The organism is Klebsiella sp. CN_Kp088, assembly GCF_040064335.1.
GTDB classification, from domain to species: Bacteria; Pseudomonadota; Gammaproteobacteria; order Enterobacterales; family Enterobacteriaceae; genus Klebsiella; species Klebsiella aerogenes.
In genome coordinates this window covers 189,629-207,295 of the sequence record NZ_JBEAIQ010000022.1, presented here as the reverse complement: position 1 = coordinate 207,295, position 17,667 = coordinate 189,629, and the positions used below count along the sequence as shown (strand labels likewise).

Sequence of the window (17,667 nt, the reverse complement as noted above, 5' to 3'; positions counted from 1 at the left end):
GACTTTGCACATTTTGCTCATTTTACTGCCCCGCTTCGCGGGGTAAAATTGCTGACAAATTTAATAGGTTGAGGGCAAAAAATGAGCAACATCCTGATTATCAACGGGGCGAAAAAATTCGCTCACTCTAATGGCCAATTGAACGACACCCTGACCGAGGTCGCGGATGGTTATCTGCGCGACGTCGGGCATGATGTTAAAATCGTCCGCGCGGAGAGCGAGTACGATGTAAAAGAAGAAGTGCAGAATTTCCTGTGGGCCGATGTGGTTATCTGGCAGATGCCGGGCTGGTGGATGGGCGCGCCCTGGACCGTGAAAAAGTACATGGATGACGTCTTCACCGAAGGCCATGGCGCTCTGTACGCCAGCGATGGCCGTACCCGCTCCGATGACAGCAAAAAATATGGCTCCGGCGGATTGATTCAGGGCAAACAGTATATGCTGTCGCTGACCTGGAACGCGCCAATGGAAGCCTTCACCGATAAAGATCAGTTCTTCCACGGCGTCGGCGTTGATGGCGTTTACCTGCCGTTCCACAAAGCCAATCAGTTCCTTGGCATGAGCGCGATGCCGACCTTTATCGCCAACGACGTAATTAAAATGCCTGACGTTCCACACGTCATCGCAGAATATCGCAAGCATCTGGCCGAGATTTTTGGTTAACTAGAAGCCTACACACAGAAGGAGTTGAGTTAACCATGTTAACAGTGATTGCCGAAATTCGTACTCGTCCGGGCCAACACCACCGTCAGGCGGTACTGGATCAGTTCGCTAAAATTGTCCCTGTGGTACTGCAGGAAGAAGGCTGCCACGGCTACGCGCCGCTGGTTGACCACGCCGCCGGCGTGAGTTTCCAGACCTCCGCCCCGGATTCGATCGTAATGGTCGAGCAGTGGGAAAGCGTCGCGCATCTCGAAGCGCATCTGCAAACGCCGCACATGAAGGCTTACGCCGAAGCGGTAAAAGGCGACGTGCTGGAAACCAGTATCCGCATTTTGCAGGCTGGCGTATAAGCCCGACAGAAGTAAGAAGTAAAAAGGGAGCCTGAGGCTCCCTTTTTCGCATCTGGCGGCTGACGTCGGCTTAGGCTTCGAGATCCGCCATATCGCCTTTTTCCTGCAGCCAGTTGCGGCGGTCTTCAGAACGCTTCTTGGCCAACAGCATATCCATCACCGCGGTCGTTTGCTGCTCGTCTTCATCGGTGATGATGAGCTGCACCAGGCGGCGGGTGTTCGGGTCGAGCGTGGTTTCACGTAGCTGCATCGGGTTCATCTCGCCCAGCCCTTTAAAGCGCTGTACGTTCGGCTTACCCTTCTTACGCTTCAACTGCTCCAGCACGCCGGCTTTTTCTTCTTCCGTCAGCGCGTAGTAAACCTCTTTACCCAGGTCGATACGATACAGCGGCGGCAGCGCGACGTACACGTGACCCTCTTTCACCAGGGTACGGAAATGCTTCACGAACAGCGCGCACAGCAGGGTAGCGATGTGCAGACCATCCGAGTCGGCATCGGCGAGAATACAGATTTTACCGTAACGCAGCTGGCTTAAGTCATCGCTATCCGGGTCGATACCAATCGCCACCGAAATGTCGTGCACTTCTTGCGAAGCCAGCACTTCATCGGAAGAGACTTCCCAGGTGTTCAGGATCTTGCCTTTCAGCGGCATAATCGCCTGATATTCACGGTCGCGCGCCTGTTTCGCCGAACCGCCCGCCGAGTCCCCTTCGACGAGGAACAGTTCGGTGCGGTTCAGGTCCTGCGCGGTGCAGTCCGCCAGCTTTCCCGGCAGCGCCGGGCCGCTGGTGAGCTTTTTGCGCACCACTTTCTTGGCGGCGCGCAGGCGACGCTGGGCGCTGGAAATGGCCATTTCCGCCAGCAGCTCCGCCGCCTGTACGTTCTGATTCAGCCACAGGCTGAAGGCGTCTTTAACCACCCCGGAGACGAATGCCGCGCACTGGCGCGACGACAGACGTTCTTTCGTCTGCCCGGCGAACTGCGGATCCTGCATCTTCACCGACAGTACGTACGCGCAGCGATCCCAGATATCTTCCGCCGACAGCTTCACGCCACGCGGCAGAATATTGCGGTATTCGCAAAACTCGCGCATCGCGTCGAGCAACCCCTGACGCAGACCGTTAACGTGCGTACCGCCCTGCATAGTCGGGATCAGGTTGACGTAACTTTCGGTCAGCAGCTCGCCGCCTTCCGGCAGCCACAGCAGCGCCCAATCCACCGCTTCCGTTTCGCCGGAGAAGTTGCCGACAAACGGTTTTTCCGGCAGCAGCGGCAGGCCGTTGACCGCCTCGCACAGATAATCATTTAGGCCGTCCGCATAGCACCAGCGCTGCTCGCTGTTGTTCACCTGGTCGCGGAAAACAATTTCCACGCCCGGGCACAGCACCGCTTTCGCTTTTAACAGGTGAGTTAGCCGCGAGACGGAGAAACGCGGGCTATCGAAGAAGCTTTCGTCAGGCCAGAAATGGACGCTGGTCCCGGTGTTGCGTTTACCGCAGGTGCCGGTGACGCGCAGGTCTTCAACTTTTTCCCCATTTTCAAAGGCGATGCTGTAGACCTGACCATCGCGGCGCACGTTGACTTCCACGCGCTTAGACAAGGCGTTGACGACAGAAATCCCCACCCCATGCAGGCCGCCGGAGAACTGGTAGTTTTTGTTAGAAAACTTCCCGCCCGCGTGCAGCCGACAAAGGATCAGCTCAACCGCCGGAACCCCTTCTTCCGGGTGGATATCAACCGGCATCCCGCGCCCGTCGTCGATAACCTCCAACGATTGATCGGCATGGAGGATGACCTCCACGCGTTTGGCGTGGCCGGCCAGTGCTTCATCCACACTGTTATCAATAACTTCCTGACCAAGATGGTTAGGACGGGTTGTGTCGGTGTACATTCCCGGGCGGCGGCGAACCGGCTCAAGCCCGGTGAGTACCTCAATGGCATCAGCGTTATATGAAGATTGCGTCATGGTGTGTATTCGTAGGTCGTTCTGAACCGCTTAGCGCAGGCCCAGAAAATCGATAATCTGGGTGAAATGATCTTCAAAGCCAACAAATGCGTGATTACCGCCCTCCTCGACCGTTTGACGGCAGGAGGCGAAGTAGTCAACAGCCTGGCGGTAATCAAGCACTTCATCGCCCGTTTGCTGCAATAACCAGATAAGGTCAGGCGCTTCCAGCGGGTCGATATGCATGACTTTAAGATCGTAAATATGGCGAGACTCTAGCACATATTGCTGCCCGGTGTACGGATTCTCATTGGGGCCAAGAAAATTGTTCAGCAGTTCAAATGGCCGCACCGCCGGGTTAATCACCACCGCCGGCAGCATAAAACATTGCGACAGCCAGGTGGCGTAGTAGCCGCCCAACGACGACCCCACCACGCCTAACGGCTCGCCGCCGTGCTCCAGCACGATGGCTTCCAGCATCTCTGCCGCCTGCGCCGGGAAAGCAGGCAGTTCCGGCACCACCATGTTAATTTCCGGGTGGTACTGCGCCAGCCACGTTTTCAGCGCCGTCGCTTTTGCCGAGCGCGGCGAGCTGTTAAATCCGTGCAGATAAAGAAGAGTAGACATCAGTATCCTTCTGAAGCGATATCCGGGTGAAACTCGGCGCCGCTGAGACGACAGACTTCAGTCGTCAACACGCCATCAGGATGCAGTTCAAGCCAGCGCCAGCCTGGAGAGACGGTATCGAGGGTGAAATTAGCGCAGTGCGGCTTAAACTGCACGCAGGTCGATGGCGTCGCCATCATCCGCCGCCCGTTCCAGTCGAGATCCAGCTCCTGGTGAATATGGCCGCATAGCAGGTGCTTAACCCGCGGATAGTTGCTCAGGATGTGGTCTAACTCCCCGGCGTTGCGCAGGCTATGCTGATCGAGCCAGCTGCAGCCCGCCGGCAGCGGATGATGATGCAGTAACAGCAGCGTGTAGCGCTCAGGTTCCGCATTCAATTGATGCTCAAGCCACTCCAGTTGGAAATCGCTCAGCTCGCCGTGAGGCACGCCAAAGACCTGGCTGTCCAGCAGCAGGATTTGCCAATGATCGCCCAACAGGACGCGTTTTGCGGGAGAGATGCCGGCATCGTGCAGCGTGCTGTACATCGCCGGTTGGAAATCATGGTTTCCCGGCAGCCAGACGCAGGGTGCGGCAAAGCTCGCGATGCCTTCAGCGAAATGCTGATAGGCCGCGGCAGAGTGGTCTTGCGCCAGATCGCCTGTTGCTACAATCAGGTCGCATTCACGCTGTGAGGCATGTATCGCATCCAATACAGCCTGATAACTTTCCCAGGTATTGATACCCAACAGCGTTTCATGTTTTTCAGCAAACAGGTGAGTATCAGTAATTTGTAATATCCTGACTCTGGCCTCACCAGCCAGAGGTAGGTTTAACAGGCTTTCCAAATGGTGTCCTTAGGTTTCACGACGCTAACAAACCGGAATCGCCATCGCTCCATGTGCTAAACAGTAACGCAGCCAGTCGGCCAGAAACTGATTAATTTGATGCTTTTCGTCGCGTTGATGCAACTTTTTATTAGGGTAATCATATCTCGCTTTGAAGCGAAAAATCTGCTGACTTGAACACACTTCAGCCACCATGGCGTCGTGATACAGGCGCACCGTCATTGACGGCAGGCTCCAGTAGCTCACCGCAGGCATAGTCTGTTCTATTGTCACTAATGTAGTGTAGCGGGTCGATTCGACCACCGTTAATCGATATTGCGCCGCCCCCACCTGATAGTTCGCCATATCGCCGACCGCCTCAGTGCGAGGCAACAGGCGGCGCAGCTGGGCGAAATTGGTTTCGCACAGGCGCATCATTTCCGGGAAGTCAGGTGTATAACGCTTCATATTATTTCCACTCGTTTCGTAAGCTATGATAATGCAGCTGCAGCCATTGCAGGGCGATGACAGAAGCCGCGTTGTCGATTTTCCCCTCTTCTACCCACTGGTAAGCCTGTTCCCGGCTCACCACATGCACCCGAATATCCTCGTTTTCTTCGGCCAGGCCGTGAATGCCTTTTGCCGTCGATGCATCAACTTCGCCCACCAGGATCGATAACCGCTCGCTGGTGCCGCCTGGGCTTGCCAGATAGCTTAATATTGGTTTGGTGCGCCCAACTTCAAGCCCGGCCTCTTCCAACGCTTCCCGGCGGGCGACATCTTCTACCGTTTCGCCTTCTTCTATCATCCCGGCGACCATTTCCAGCAGCCACGGGCTCTCGCTGGTATCATAGGCGGCAATGCGGATCTGCTCGACCAGCACAACTTCATCGCGTACCGGGTCAAAGGGTAGCAAGACGGCGGCGTGCCCGCGCTCAAAAATTTCGCGGGTAACCTCACCGCTCATCCCGCCGTTAAACAGGCGATGGCGAAAACGATACAAATCGAGCGAAAAAAAACCGCGATAGAGCGTTTCCCGTGCAATAATTTCTACATCGTTTTTAGAGAAGGTAATTCCCTGCTGATTAGGTTTGCTCATTGTCTGTGTCCTGCTCATCCGAAAGTAGGGATTTATAGGCCGTTTGGCTACCGTTTTACAGCCCGTATGTTAGATTGGTGCAAATTACCGCCCTATGGCACGTAACGCCAACTTTTTACGGCGACAGAGTCGATACAATCAGCGATTATTTTTAGAATTTGAGTAGCGCTAAATGCTTCACAACAAGGAATGCAAATGAAGAAACTTTTTCCCATCCTTATCGGCCTGGGCCTGACTGGCTTCAGCGCCATGAGCCAGGCAGAGAACCTGTTGCAGGTTTATCAGCAGGCGCGTATTAGCAACCCTGACCTGCGTAAATCGGCAGCCGATCGCGATGCTGCATTCGAAAAGATCAACGAAGCGCGAAGCCCATTACTGCCGCAACTCGGTCTGGGCGCGGATTATACCTATACCAGCGGGTTCCGTGATTACAAAAACCAGAACTCCAACGTCACCAGCGGTTCATTGCAGTTAACGCAAACCCTGTTCGATATGTCGAAATGGCGCGCGTTGACCCTGCAGGAAAAAGCGGCGGGCATTCAGGATGTCACCTATCAGACTGACCAGCAAACGCTGATTCTGAATACCGCGACGGCTTACTTTAAAGTCCTGGCCGCTATCGATACGCTCTCCTATACCGAAGCACAGAAACAGGCCATCTATCGTCAGTTGGACCAAACCACCCAGCGCTTTAACGTGGGCCTGGTTGCCATCACCGACGTACAAAACGCCCGCTCGCAATACGACGCCGTGCTGGCAAATGAAGTGACCGCGCGTAACGACCTCGACAACGCCGTTGAAGAGCTTCGTCAGGTCACCGGCAACTACTACCCGGAGCTGGCGTCGCTGAACGTTAACGGCTTCAAAACCAGCAAACCGCAGGCGGTGAACGCGCTGCTGAAGGAAGCGGAAAACCGCAACCTGTCGCTGCTGCAGGCGCGTCTGAACCAGGATCTGGCGCGTGAGCAGATTCGCCAGGCGCAGGATGGTCATTTACCTACTCTTGATTTGAATGCTTCTACCGGCGTCTCTAATAACCGTTACAGCGGTTCCAAAAACATTTCCCAGGACGCCGATGTCGGGCAAAACAAAGTCGGCCTGAGCTTCTCCCTGCCGCTGTATCAGGGCGGGATGGTTAACTCGCAGGTGAAACAGGCGCAGTACAACTTCGTCGGCGCCAGCGAGCAGCTGGAAAGCGCGCACCGCAGCGTGGTGCAGACCGTGCGTTCGTCGTTTAACAACGTGAATGCCTCCATCAGCAGCATCAATGCCTACAAACAGGCCGTTGTCTCTGCGCAGAGCTCCCTGGATGCGATGGAAGCGGGTTATTCGGTGGGTACGCGTACCATCGTTGACGTGTTGGATGCGACCACCACGCTGTACAACGCCAAGCAGCAGCTCTCCAACGCCCGTTATAACTACCTGATCAACGAGCTGAACATCAAGTCCGCTCTCGGCACGCTGAACGAGCAGGATCTGATCGCGCTGAACAACACGCTGGGTAAAGCGATTCCGACTTCACCGGACAGCGTCGCGCCGGAAAATCCGCAGCAGGACGCCGCCGCTGACGGTTATGCGAACACCGCTTCCGCACAGCCGGCTGCCGCCCGTACGACGAAGACCAGCGGTTCTAATCCGTTTAGCCACTAATCGTTGAACGCGATGACGCCTCGTCTGGCCTTCGGGTCAGGCGGGGCGTTAAACGTAAGGCAACGTAAAGACCTCCGCTTTTCCCCTCTTTCGCTTCATTTTCCACCACTCATACTCTATCCTGAGCGTTGACAAACGCACTACCACTGGGTCCTGGAAGACAAATATGAAACGGACAAAAAATATTAATCATGCGTCGTTCCGCAAAAGCTGGAGCGCTCGCCACCTGACGCCGGTCGCCCTTGCCGTCACCGCCGTCTTTATGCTCGCCGGTTGCGAAAAAACTGACGAGACGGTTTCTCTGTATCAGAACGCCGATGACTGCTCCGCGGCTAACCCAAGCAAAGCCGCAGAGTGCACCACCGCCTACAATAACGCGGTGAAAGAAGCCGCGCGCACCGCGCCGAAATACGCCAGCCGTGAAGACTGCGTCGCCGAGTTCGGCGAAGGCCAATGCCAGCAGGCGCCGGCTCAGGCGGGCGTCGCCCCGGAAAACCAGGCGCAGGCGCAAAGCAGCGGCAGCTTCTGGATGCCACTGATGGCCGGCTACATGATGGGTCGTCTGATGGGCGGCGGCATGGCCGCGCAGCAGCCGCTGTTTAGCTCGAAGAACCCGGCCAGCCCGGCCTACGGCCAGTACACCGATGCCAGCGGTAAGAGCTATGGCGCGGCGCAACCGGGCCGTACCATGAACGTGCCGAAAACCGCGATGGCGCCGAAACCGGCAACCACCACGACCGTCACCCGCGGCGGTTTCGGCGAATCCGTCGCTAAGCAATCGACGATGCAGCGTAGCGCCGCGGGCTCCAGCTCCTCTTCACGCTCGATGGGCGGTTAAGCGGCATGGAAAGAATCAGCATTACCGAGCGCCCGGACTGGCGCGAGAAAGCGACCGAGTATGGCTTCAACTTTCACACCATGTACGGCGAGCCATACTGGAGCGAAGAGGCCTACTACAAGCTGACACTGGCGCAGGTTGAAAAGCTCGAAGCGGTCACCGCCGAGCTGCATCAAATGTGTCTACAGGTCGTTGAGAAAGTGATCGCCAGCGACGAGCTGATGACCAAATTCCGCATCCCTAAGCACACCTGGGGCTTTGTGCGTCAGTCGTGGAAAACCAACCAGCCGTCGCTGTACTCGCGTCTGGATCTGGCCTGGGATGGCGTGGGCGAACCGAAGCTGCTGGAAAACAACGCGGATACGCCAACCTCGCTATATGAAGCAGCGTTCTTTCAATGGATCTGGCTGGAAGATCAGCTTAACGCCGGTAATCTGCCTGCCGACAGCGATCAGTTCAACAGCCTGCAGGAAAAGCTGATTGAACGCTTCGGCGAGCTGCGTGAACAATTTGGCTTCCAGCTGCTGCATATGGCCTGCTGCCGCGATACCGTTGAAGACCGCGGCACCGTACAGTATCTGCAGGACTGCGCGGCAGAAGCGGGCGTCGCCACCGAGTTCCTGTATATCGAAGATATCGGTCTTGGCGAAAAAGGTCAGTTTACCGATTTACAGGATCAGGTCATCGGTAATCTGTTCAAGCTCTATCCGTGGGAATTTATGCTGCGCGAGATGTTCTCCACCAAGCTGGAAGACGCCGGCGTACGCTGGCTGGAGCCTGCATGGAAGAGCATTATCTCCAACAAGGCGCTGCTACCGATGCTGTGGGAAATGTTCCCCAACCACCCTAACCTGTTGGCGGCTTACTTCAGCGAAGATAACCATCCGCAGCTTGAGAAGTACGTCATTAAGCCGATCTTTTCCCGCGAAGGCGCCAACGTGTCGATCGTTGAAAATGGCAAAGTGGTGGAGGCGGTGGAAGGTCCGTACGGGGAAGAAGGCACCATCGTGCAGGAGTTTTATCCGCTGCCGAAATTTGGCGATAGCTATACGCTGATTGGCAGCTGGCTTATTAACGACCAGCCTGCCGGGATCGGCATCCGTGAAGATCGGGCGCTGATCACCCAGGATCTTTCGCGTTTCTATCCGCACATTTTCGTCGAATAACGGCAAACCCCGGCAACCTGAGTAGCCGGGGTTTTTTCATGTGCGATAGCTGCCGTTACGCGGCTCCCACGACCACTGACAGCATGCTCAGCGACCCCATTTCCATCCCTTCGACCGGGATCGTTATCGGCTCTTCACCATCCCACGCTCCCAGAATATAGAGCAGCGGCAGGAAGTGCTCAGCCGTTGGGTTAGAGAGCGAACCACCTTCATGGCTTAAATAATTCACCAGCGGATGCGCTTCGACCGGCCCTTTCCAGTTCAGATTCGCTTTGACATAGTCGTTAAACGACTGGGCCCACGGATACGGCGTGCTTTCGCCATGCCAGCGCGCGGTACGCAGGTTATGCACCACGTTGCCGCTCGCCACCAGCATAATGCCTTCATCACGCAGCGACGCCAGCTTACGCCCCATCTCCAGATGCCATGCCGCGGGCTTAGTGCTATCGATACTTAACTGAACCATGGGAATATCGGCATCAGGGTACATTTTTATCAGCACTCCCCACGAACCGTGGTCAAAACCCCACGCCTCTTTATCGAGGGCGACGGGCACCGGCGCCAGCAGTTCAACCAGATGCTGCGCCAGCTCCGGCGATCCCGGCGCAGGGTAGTGCGTATCGTATAAGGCCTGCGGGAAACCGCCAAAATCATGAATGGTTTTCGGCGCTTCCATCGCCGTCACGCCCGTCCCGCGAGTAAACCAGTGCGCGGAAATAACCACGATAGCTTTCGGCCGCGGCAGCGTTTCGCCGAGATGACGCCAGGCGCGGGTATAGATATTATCTTCCAGCACGTTCATCGGGCTACCATGGCCTAAAAACAACGCTGGCATACGGGTACGGGACATGATGGTATCCTTCAGTAGGGAGTATTTGATTCCTTCACATTACGCCCTTTTAGCCGCAGATAAACTCAGATAAGCGTGATGATCATCATCAGAAAATTTGAAGGTGGAAAATCTCTCCCATGTACCCGCAGAGAAAGCATATTAGCTCGACCCAGAAACAACAAAGCCCACCGTAAAGTGGGCTTGTCATCAGAACAGCGGTAACTTAGCTGGCTTTGCGATCGTGCTCGCGGCGGTAAGCCACCAGGTCTTCAATGGTGACCACGGCCATGTTGTGCTGCTGAGCGAACTTGATGCACTCCGGCGCGCGCGCCATGGTGCCATCGTCGTTAGTCAGTTCACAGAGAACGCCTGCCGGTTTAAAGCCCGCAAGGGTCACCAGGTCGATGGTCGCTTCAGTGTGGCCGCCGCGGGTCATTACGCCGCCTGGCTGCGCGCGCAGCGGGAAGACGTGGCCCGGACGGTTGAGATCGGAGGGTTTCGCGCCATCGGCAATGGCGGCGCGCACGGTCGTGATGCGGTCAGCGGCGGATACGCCGGTGGTTACGCCTTCTGCCGCTTCAATGGTCACGGTAAAGCCGGTGCCGTAGGCGCTGGTGTTGTTCTCCACCATCATCGGCAGGTCAAGCTGCTTGCGGCGATCTTCGGTCAGGCACAGGCAGACAATGCCGCTGCCGTGACGAATGGTCAGCGCCATTTGCTCAACGGTCATGGTTTCGGCGGCGAAAATCATATCGCCTTCGTTTTCACGGTCTTCATCATCAAGCACCATCACACCGCGGCCTTCGCGCAGTGCGTCTAAAGCGTGTTCCACACGTTCAAAAGCGGTACCAAAAGAAGAAAGGAGCGTCTGATTCATGGTAAAAAAACCTCATTAAAATTATGGTTACCAGAATCAGGGCAGTCTTAGGAGTGCCGGTTTAGCGGCAAAAGTCAACGCAAGCGGATCGTAACCCGACTGAGCCGTTACTCTCTCCCATCCGGACTTTAACCGTCGGCCCCGGAATTACACCGGATCTGCTGACCTTCCCGTTTTCACTGGAAGCGCTCGCGGGCTTTCAACGCGCAGGTTGATTTACCGCCGGTGGGGAATTTCGCCCCGCCCTGAGAATAAGCGAGATAACTATAACGCCATTAACTATCTTCATCAATGGCTACTCACTCGACATCTTACATTTGTGGTTTATAGGCGCTCCCGTTCGCACTACAATGAACGCTAACTAGACCAGTGCAGGAATCCGCCATGATTGACCCGAAAAAAATTGAACAAATCGCCCGCCAGGTCCATGAATCGATGCCGAAAGGCCTTCGCGATCTTGGAGATGACGTAGAAAAGAAAATCCGCCAGGTACTGCAATCGCAGTTAACTCGTCTGGATTTGGTCAGCCGCGAAGAGTTCGATGTGCAAACTCAGGTTCTGCTGCGCACCCGCGAAAAGCTGGCTTTACTGGAGCAGCGCATTAGCGATCTGGAAAGCCGTTCAGCTGCGCCGAAGAGCGAAGAACAGCAATAAAAAAACGGGCCTGAATGGCCCGTTTTCATTTAGCTTAGTGCTCTAACTCGGCCGGGCTATTCACCTGACGACAATAAAGCTCATAGCGTTGGCAAAACCATTCACGATGTTCCTCATCCATATTGCCGACAATAGCCTGAAGATCAACCGAATGGCCTTGCGCGTGCATCCTGGCGAAACTACGTGCCAGAAAATCGAAGTTCTTCATAGAATACATATCGTTATGGTTCATCCGCATACTCCTTCAGCCGTTGGCGTTCTGATTGGTCATATGCCTTTTACTCACTTCAGTATTTACGCTTACCTTAACGTACTTTGTACGAAAAATGCGCTTAACCGGGTTATTTATTGCGCTAAATCATTTTCCGCATGATTAAATAAAAACGGCCCGCGAAGGTATCCCCGCAGGCCGTTGTAGACCGCTCCGTTCAGAGCGGTAAAGCGTATTGATTACTTGTCGCTATCTTTCTGAATCTTCTTGATAATATTGGTAGTCGAGCAGCCATCTTCAAAGTTGAGCACCAGCACTTCGCCGCCGTTGGCCCAAACCTCTTCGCTGCCGGCGATCTGCTCCGGCTTGTAATCACCGCCTTTCACCAACAGATCCGGCAGGATCCCGGCAATCAGCCGCTGCGGCGTATCTTCTTCAAACGACACGACCCAATCGACGGCTTCCAGCGCTCCCAGCACGATCATCCGCTGTTCAAGCGGGTTCACCGGGCGGGTTTCGCCTTTCAGACGTTTGGTTGAGGCATCGCTGTTGACGGCGACGATCAGACGATCGCCCAGCTTGCGCGCATTGGCCAGATACGAAACGTGACCCGCGTGCAGAATGTCGAAGACGCCATTGGTCATCACCACTTTTTCGCCACGCTTACGCGCCGCGGCGACCGCCTGTTTCAGCTCTTCTTCGCTCATCACGCCAAAACCGGTATCGGCACGCCCGCGCACCGCGTTTTCCAGCTCGATTGGCGAAACGGTGGAAGTCCCCAGCTTGCCGACCACCACACCGGCCGCGGCGTTAGCGAAATAGCAGGCCTCTTCCAGGGTGTTACCCGCCGCCAGCGTCGCCGCCAGCACACCGATAACCGTGTCGCCTGCCCCGGTGACGTCATACACTTCCTGCGCCTGGGTCGGCATATGCAGCGGCGGACGACCCGGCTGCAGCAGCGTCATACCCTGCTCGGAGCGCGTTACCAGCAGTGCGGAAAGCTCGAAGTCGGCGATGATTTTCATCCCGCGTTCGACGATTTCCGCTTCATCTTTACACTTTCCGGCGACCGCTTCGAATTCAGACAGGTTCGGCGTCAGCAGCGTTGCCCCGCGGTAGCGTTCAAATTCAGTGCCTTTCGGATCAATCAGCACCGGAACGCCGGCATCCCGCGCCAGCTTAATCATGGTCTGCACGCTGGCCAGCGCGCCTTTCGCGTAGTCTGACAGCACCAGCGCGCCGATCGAACCCAGCGCCTGCTGAATACGTTCATGCATCGGCTGTGGATCAACCCCGGAGAAACCCTCTTCAAAATCGAGGCGGATCAGCTGCTGGTTGCGCGACAGCACGCGCAACTTAGTGATGGTCGGATGCGTCGGTACCGACACGAAATCACACTTCACTTTTACGTCAGCCAGCGCTTTGCTAAGCGCGCGCGCGGCATCGTCGATACCGGTCAGGCCGACCAGACGAGAAGTCGCGCCGAGCGACGCAATGTTCATCGCCACGTTAGCCGCGCCGCCAGGGCGTTCTTCGATATTTTCCACCTTTACCACCGGCACCGGGGCTTCCGGGGAAATACGGCTGGTGGGGCCGTACCAGTAGCGGTCCAGCATCACATCGCCTACCACCAACACTCCTGCACGTTCAAACTCTGGCAGCGTTACTTTCATTACTCTCTCCTGCGAGATGCAAACTTTGCGCGCGATAATAGCACACCCGATTTGTTAGTTAAGCCATCAACCACTTCTGCCAGCTAGCGCTCACCTGCTGACGTTCGCCGTCGAAAGCATCCGGCGCAACGTTGCCCGGCAGCTCCTGCAGCGCCAGATGGTGCAACGCATCGCGTAGCGTAGTGTAGGCATGGGTAAGCGCCCGCGCCTCGTCCTCATCCATGATGTCGTTCTGCGCCAGCAGTTCCAGAATACGCACATTATCGGACCAGCGCGTCAGCTTTGGCTTTTCATGCGCGTAGCGCAGCACCAGATATTGGGTAATAAATTCAATATCGGTGATCCCGCCGGCATCGGCTTTGATATCAAAGCGATCGCGCTGCTTATTGCCGAGATGAGCGCGCATCTTTTCCCGCATCTCACGTACTTCGGTCTGCAGCGTCGCGCCTTCACGCGGCGTGGTCAGGATATCGCGGCGGATCGCATCAAAGCGCGCCTGCAGCGCCGGGTCGCCATACACCACCCGGGCGCGAACCAGCGCCTGATGCTCCCAGGTCCAGGCTTCATTGCGCTGATAATCGGCGAAGGCATCGGCGGTGGTCACCAGCATGCCCGCCGCGCCGGATGGACGTAAGCGAGCGTCCACTTCATACAGGATGCCCGACGAGGTGCGGGTGCTGAAAAGATGCATGATTCGCTGGGCAAGGCGCAGATAGAACTGGCGACCATCGATTTCCCGCTCGCCGTCAGTCATCACCTCCATCGGACAGTCGTGGAGGAAGACCAGATCGAGATCGGAACTATAACCCAGTTCCCAACCGCCGAGTTTACCGTAACCTACTACCGCAAAACCGCGCCCCTGGCGGTCGCGAAGATGGGTCGGCTGACCGTAGCGGGCGACCATCTGTAGCCACGCCTGCTGCACCACCGCGTCGATCATCGCCTCTGCCAGCCAGGTTAAGTGATCGCTCACTTTCATCACCGGTAGCGTGCCGGCAATATCGGCGGCGGCGATGTGCAGCAATTGCGCCTGTTTAAACTGACGCAGCGCTTCCAGCTGCTGTTCTTCATCTTCTTCCGGCACGCGCAGCAAATACTGGCGCAGTTCATCGCGGTACGCATCGGTCGCCGTCGGTTGATAAAGCGTGTTCGGATCCAGCAGTTCGTCCAGCAGCAGCGGGTGGCGCGCCAGCTGGCTGGCAACCATCGGCGAAGCGGCGCACAGGCTAATCAGGTGTTTTAACGCGCCGGGGAATTCGCTGAGCAGCTCCAGATAGGTGGTACGGGTGACGATTCCGGTCAGTAATGGGGTGATTCGCGCCAGCGGCAGCGGCGCATCCGCCCGTGAGCAGACCTCGCTGAGCAGATGCGGCATCAGCTGGTCGAGTACCTGCCGCCCGCGCGGGCCAATGGTGCGCCGGTCGAGCTCTTTGCGAAAATCGGCGATCAACGCCAGCACGCTGCGCCGATCGTTGTCATCAAGGTGCGCCAGCGCCGGCGTAGTGTCGTCTTCTTCCAGCGCGTCCTGCCACAGTTCGCGCCAGTACTCTTCCAGCTGTTCATCCGGCGATTGCGCTTCATCGTCGCCAATCAGTTCGTTAAAGACGCGACGCACGCGGCGCATCTGCTCTTCAAGCTGTGCGCTGAGTGTCTGCCAGTCGGCGACGCGCATCCCCCACGCCAGGCGCGCGCGGTTGAGCTCATCCTGCGGCAGGGTTTGGGTTTGCTCGTCGTTAATGCTCTGCAGCAGGTTTTCGAGACGGCGCAGGAACAGGTAGGCTTCGCGCAGCTGGGCGGCATCGCCTTCCGGTAGCAAATGCAGCTCGTCAATCGCCGCCAGCGTCGGCAACAGCGCGCGCTGCTGCAAGGCCGGTTCGCGACCGCCGCGGATCAGCTGGAAAACCTGAACGATAAATTCGATTTCGCGGATGCCGCCCGCGCCGAGCTTGATATTGTCTGTCAGGCCGCGGCGGCGCACTTCACGGGCGATCATCCCTTTCATGTTACGCAGAGACTGAATGACGCTGAAATCAATGTAGCGGCGGAAGACGAACGGGCGCAGCATGGCGCGCAGTTCGTTGGCGTACACGCCGTCGTTATCGCCCATGATCCGCGCCTTTACCATCGCGTAGCGCTCCCAGTCGCGCCCCTGCTCCTGGTAATAATCTTCCAGCGCCGCAAAGCTCAACACCAGCGGGCCGCTGTCGCCAAATGGTCGCAGACGCATATCCACGCGGTAGACGAAGCCATCCTGCGTCGGCTGATCGAGTACTTTGATTAATCGCTGGCCCAGACGGGTAAAGAACTGGCCGTTATCCAGCTCGCGGCGTCCGCCCTGGGTGGCGCCGTGTTCCGGCCAGGCAAAAATCAGGTCGATATCGGAAGAGAAGTTAAGCTCTCCGCCGCCCAGTTTCCCCATGCCCAGGATCATTAGCGGCTGCGCTTCGCCCTGCGCATTGCACGGTGTCCCCCACTCCCGGCAGCAGGCGGCGTACAGCCAGTCGCGGGCGGCGACGATTAAGGTCTCCGCCAGGGCGCTGAGCTGCTGCAAACTGCTCTCTTCGCTCACCAGCAGCAGCGCCTGCGCCCAGGCGATACGCACCATCATCCGGCGGCGGAACTGGCGTAGCTCGCGCATCAGCGCGGCCTCGTCAGTCACCTCTTGTAGCTGTTCCGCCAGCCAGTCGCCGTAATGGCGCCATTCGTCGGCCTGCGGCGGCGCGCTTTCCAGTTCAGCCAGCCACTGCGGCTGAGCGACCAGACTCTGTTCAACGAACTCGCTGAATGTCATCACCGACTGCGCCTGCGAACTTAATGTTTGCAGGGGAAAATCTGCCGGAAGCCGGTTTACAACCGTCTGCCAGTGCTGCTGTAACTGCGAAGAAAGCGCCATTATAGGGGTCTCCCTGGCCTGAAATTATCGTTTTCCACTATGCAGCCAGAATGGTTCCGCGGCCAGCGCCTGACGACGGAAATATTCGATGACGCTGCGGTCATTGTTCTCGATAGCGCGGCGCACCTCTTGCCAGTTTTCCAGCCAGGCCTCGGCTACCCCGGCATAGGCGCTGGAAAGCAATTGAATGCTGTCGATCTCACGCGCCAGACGCGTGAGCCGATCGCTGTAGTCGTCCTGCGTCTGCTGGAAGTTGCTTTTCAGCTCCGCCGCCGCTCTCGACAGCTGGATATCGGCAAAGCGTTTGAACGAACCGGCGATTTTCTTTTGCCCCGCCTCGTTGAGGAACGAACGCCAACCGCGGGTAACCAGCCATTCGGTCAGCAGCAATTTGGCGCCAACCGTGGCGCGGTTGAACAACACCGCTTCGGCTTTCTCTGCGCCGTCCAGCGCCGCTTCGGCCTCAGTGAGCGATTCACGTAACAGCACGGTGGCTTTTCGCGGCACAATGCCGCCAAACAACACCAGCGCATGGCGTACGCGAGCCATCGCCCGCTGGATTTCACGCTTAGCTGCCGCATTGCCCTGGTTCCAGACTTCATCATGATAGAGCCAGTGCGCCAGCGCGCTTTCCAGCGCCGCTTCCAGCCCCTGCTCGACGCTGGCTTTCGCCGCCACGCCTACTACCGTTAACGATTTAACCGGACGCGCTTCGTTGCTCTGCGCCAACTGATAGCCGCGCGCCGCTTTGCTCAGGCTGCCCTGACGCAGCACGCCGGTTGCCAGTAAACGATGCGCCAGCGCCAGAATGTCGGCGGTATCGCCGCTCAACAGCTCAAGCTCCAGTTCGCAAATGGCTTCCTGATGCTCACCGGCTTTCACTTCGCCAAGGTCAAGAGCTATCTCAATCTGGCTGCTGCCCTCTTTCACCACCCATTTTTCGCGAAGGAAATCAGTGCTAAACAGCGGCTGCACATTTTGCGCCAGTTCTGCCGGCAACTGCCCCTGCGGCCAGACTTCTGCCGGCAGTTTATCCAGCGCCAGCTCTGCTTTTTCCAGCGGAATATTGTATTCCGGACGCTGATGCAGGCCGCCCACCACCCGACCGGCAATTTTCAGCGTCATTTCATAACGCTCCCGATCGCCGCGGATCCGCAGCCCCATGTCGTGCCGACGCAGCCAGTTATCGGCGGTTTCGTAGTAAATATTCAGCAGTTGGCCTGCCGGCGTGTGCTGCGCATCCAGCGAATTGAGATGCTGGCGCAGCGCCTCAACGCCGTCGTGGGCAACGATAAACTTCAGTTCGATTTCTTGAGCCATGGCTGAATTCTTCCACCTGATAAGCGTCGCCGGGAAAATGCGGCGAACTAATGACGATATTTT

The 17,667-nt window shown here is 57.0% G+C and carries 18 protein-coding genes and 1 riboswitch; of the genes, 7 read left to right on the top strand and 11 right to left on the bottom strand.

The features are described from left to right. Window positions 1–81 precede the first annotated feature (81 nt). Together ABLV08_RS13020 and ABLV08_RS13015 are read left to right on the top strand one after the other, a co-directional pair. On the top strand, window positions 82–663 hold the full coding sequence (locus ABLV08_RS13020) for an NAD(P)H-dependent oxidoreductase (protein WP_015703509.1): 582 nt from the start codon (window positions 82–84) through the stop codon (window positions 661–663). Between the two features lie 35 nt (window positions 664–698). Next, the gene (locus tag ABLV08_RS13015) at window positions 699–1,013 is read left to right on the top strand and encodes a putative quinol monooxygenase (protein ID WP_015369654.1); all 315 of its coding nucleotides are present in this window, start codon (window positions 699–701) and stop codon (window positions 1,011–1,013) included. 70 nt (window positions 1,014–1,083) lie between these two features. Here ABLV08_RS13015 and parE read toward each other — a convergent pair whose 3' ends face one another. From parE to nudF, 5 genes are read right to left on the bottom strand one after another with little or no spacing between them, the layout of a single operon-like run. Continuing rightward, window positions 1,084–2,979 (bottom strand): DNA topoisomerase IV subunit B, encoded by a 1,896-nt coding sequence (gene parE, locus ABLV08_RS13010; RefSeq protein WP_015369653.1) that lies wholly within the window; start codon window positions 2,977–2,979, stop codon window positions 1,084–1,086. Between the two features lie 30 nt (window positions 2,980–3,009). Continuing rightward, on the bottom strand, window positions 3,010–3,585 hold the full coding sequence (gene yqiA / locus ABLV08_RS13005; protein ID WP_015369652.1) for an esterase YqiA: 576 nt from the start codon (window positions 3,583–3,585) through the stop codon (window positions 3,010–3,012). Then, window positions 3,585–4,412, bottom strand: coding sequence for a 3',5'-cyclic-AMP phosphodiesterase (gene cpdA, locus ABLV08_RS13000; RefSeq protein WP_348855930.1), 828 nt, complete (start codon window positions 4,410–4,412; stop codon window positions 3,585–3,587). Before cpdA ends, yqiA begins: the two co-directional genes overlap by 1 nt. A gap of 24 nt (window positions 4,413–4,436) precedes the next feature. Continuing rightward, window positions 4,437–4,859 (bottom strand): DUF1249 family protein, encoded by a 423-nt coding sequence (locus ABLV08_RS12995; protein ID WP_015703512.1) that lies wholly within the window; start codon window positions 4,857–4,859, stop codon window positions 4,437–4,439. A 1-nt stretch (window position 4,860) separates the two neighbouring features. Further along, entirely contained in the window at window positions 4,861–5,490 is a 630-nt protein-coding gene (gene nudF / locus ABLV08_RS12990) for an ADP-ribose diphosphatase (RefSeq protein ID WP_015369649.1), read from the bottom strand. Between the two features lie 195 nt (window positions 5,491–5,685). Here nudF and tolC point away from each other — a divergent pair, with 195 nt between their 5' ends. The 3 genes from tolC to ABLV08_RS12975 all read left to right on the top strand — a co-directional run bounded on the left by tolC (window position 5,686) and on the right by ABLV08_RS12975 (window position 9,144). Further along, complete coding sequence (gene tolC, locus ABLV08_RS12985) at window positions 5,686–7,140, top strand: outer membrane channel protein TolC (protein ID WP_015703513.1); 1,455 nt, start codon at window positions 5,686–5,688, stop codon at window positions 7,138–7,140. Window positions 7,141–7,306: 166 nt separating this feature from the next. Further along, window positions 7,307–7,978 carry a DUF1190 family protein gene (locus tag ABLV08_RS12980; RefSeq protein WP_015369647.1) on the top strand — a complete coding sequence of 224 codons (672 nt, stop codon included), beginning with the start codon at window positions 7,307–7,309 and terminating at the stop codon, window positions 7,976–7,978. A 5-nt stretch (window positions 7,979–7,983) separates the two neighbouring features. Next, the gene (locus tag ABLV08_RS12975) at window positions 7,984–9,144 is read left to right on the top strand and encodes a glutathionylspermidine synthase family protein (protein ID WP_015703515.1); all 1,161 of its coding nucleotides are present in this window, start codon (window positions 7,984–7,986) and stop codon (window positions 9,142–9,144) included. A 55-nt stretch (window positions 9,145–9,199) separates the two neighbouring features. On the opposite strand, the gene ygiD is transcribed toward ABLV08_RS12975, so the two are convergent. Next, window positions 9,200–9,994 (bottom strand): 4,5-DOPA dioxygenase extradiol, encoded by a 795-nt coding sequence (gene ygiD, locus ABLV08_RS12970; protein ID WP_045364182.1) that lies wholly within the window; start codon window positions 9,992–9,994, stop codon window positions 9,200–9,202. Between the two features lie 205 nt (window positions 9,995–10,199). Then, on the bottom strand, window positions 10,200–10,853 hold the full coding sequence (gene ribB, locus ABLV08_RS12965; protein ID WP_015703517.1) for a 3,4-dihydroxy-2-butanone-4-phosphate synthase: 654 nt from the start codon (window positions 10,851–10,853) through the stop codon (window positions 10,200–10,202). Between the two features lie 105 nt (window positions 10,854–10,958). Next, window positions 10,959–11,110, bottom strand: a riboswitch (FMN riboswitch). A gap of 127 nt (window positions 11,111–11,237) precedes the next feature. On the opposite strand from ribB, the gene ABLV08_RS12960 reads away from it, so the two are divergent. Further along, the gene (locus ABLV08_RS12960; protein WP_015369643.1) at window positions 11,238–11,507 is read left to right on the top strand and encodes an accessory factor UbiK family protein; all 270 of its coding nucleotides are present in this window, start codon (window positions 11,238–11,240) and stop codon (window positions 11,505–11,507) included. 34 nt (window positions 11,508–11,541) lie between these two features. On the opposite strand, the gene glgS is transcribed toward ABLV08_RS12960, so the two are convergent. Beyond that, window positions 11,542–11,739 (bottom strand): cell surface composition regulator GlgS, encoded by a 198-nt coding sequence (gene glgS, locus ABLV08_RS12955; protein WP_015369641.1) that lies wholly within the window; start codon window positions 11,737–11,739, stop codon window positions 11,542–11,544. Here glgS and ABLV08_RS12950 point away from each other — a divergent pair. Then, window positions 11,731–11,880 carry a hypothetical protein gene (locus ABLV08_RS12950; protein ID WP_162184137.1) on the top strand — a complete coding sequence of 50 codons (150 nt, stop codon included), beginning with the start codon at window positions 11,731–11,733 and terminating at the stop codon, window positions 11,878–11,880. The two genes, glgS and ABLV08_RS12950, sit on opposite strands and share 9 nt — an antisense overlap. Window positions 11,881–11,957: 77 nt before the next feature. Here the strand turns inward: ABLV08_RS12950 and hldE are convergent, their stop codons facing one another. From hldE to ABLV08_RS12935, 3 genes are read right to left on the bottom strand one after another with little or no spacing between them, the layout of a single operon-like run. After that, complete coding sequence (hldE, locus tag ABLV08_RS12945; RefSeq protein WP_015369639.1) at window positions 11,958–13,391, bottom strand: bifunctional D-glycero-beta-D-manno-heptose-7-phosphate kinase/D-glycero-beta-D-manno-heptose 1-phosphate adenylyltransferase HldE; 1,434 nt, start codon at window positions 13,389–13,391, stop codon at window positions 11,958–11,960. A gap of 58 nt (window positions 13,392–13,449) precedes the next feature. Continuing rightward, the gene (glnE, locus tag ABLV08_RS12940) at window positions 13,450–16,287 is read right to left on the bottom strand and encodes a bifunctional [glutamate--ammonia ligase]-adenylyl-L-tyrosine phosphorylase/[glutamate--ammonia-ligase] adenylyltransferase (RefSeq protein WP_191905589.1); all 2,838 of its coding nucleotides are present in this window, start codon (window positions 16,285–16,287) and stop codon (window positions 13,450–13,452) included. A gap of 21 nt (window positions 16,288–16,308) precedes the next feature. After that, window positions 16,309–17,604 (bottom strand): inorganic triphosphatase, encoded by a 1,296-nt coding sequence (locus ABLV08_RS12935; RefSeq protein ID WP_045359808.1) that lies wholly within the window; start codon window positions 17,602–17,604, stop codon window positions 16,309–16,311. Window positions 17,605–17,667: the final 63 nt, after the last annotated feature.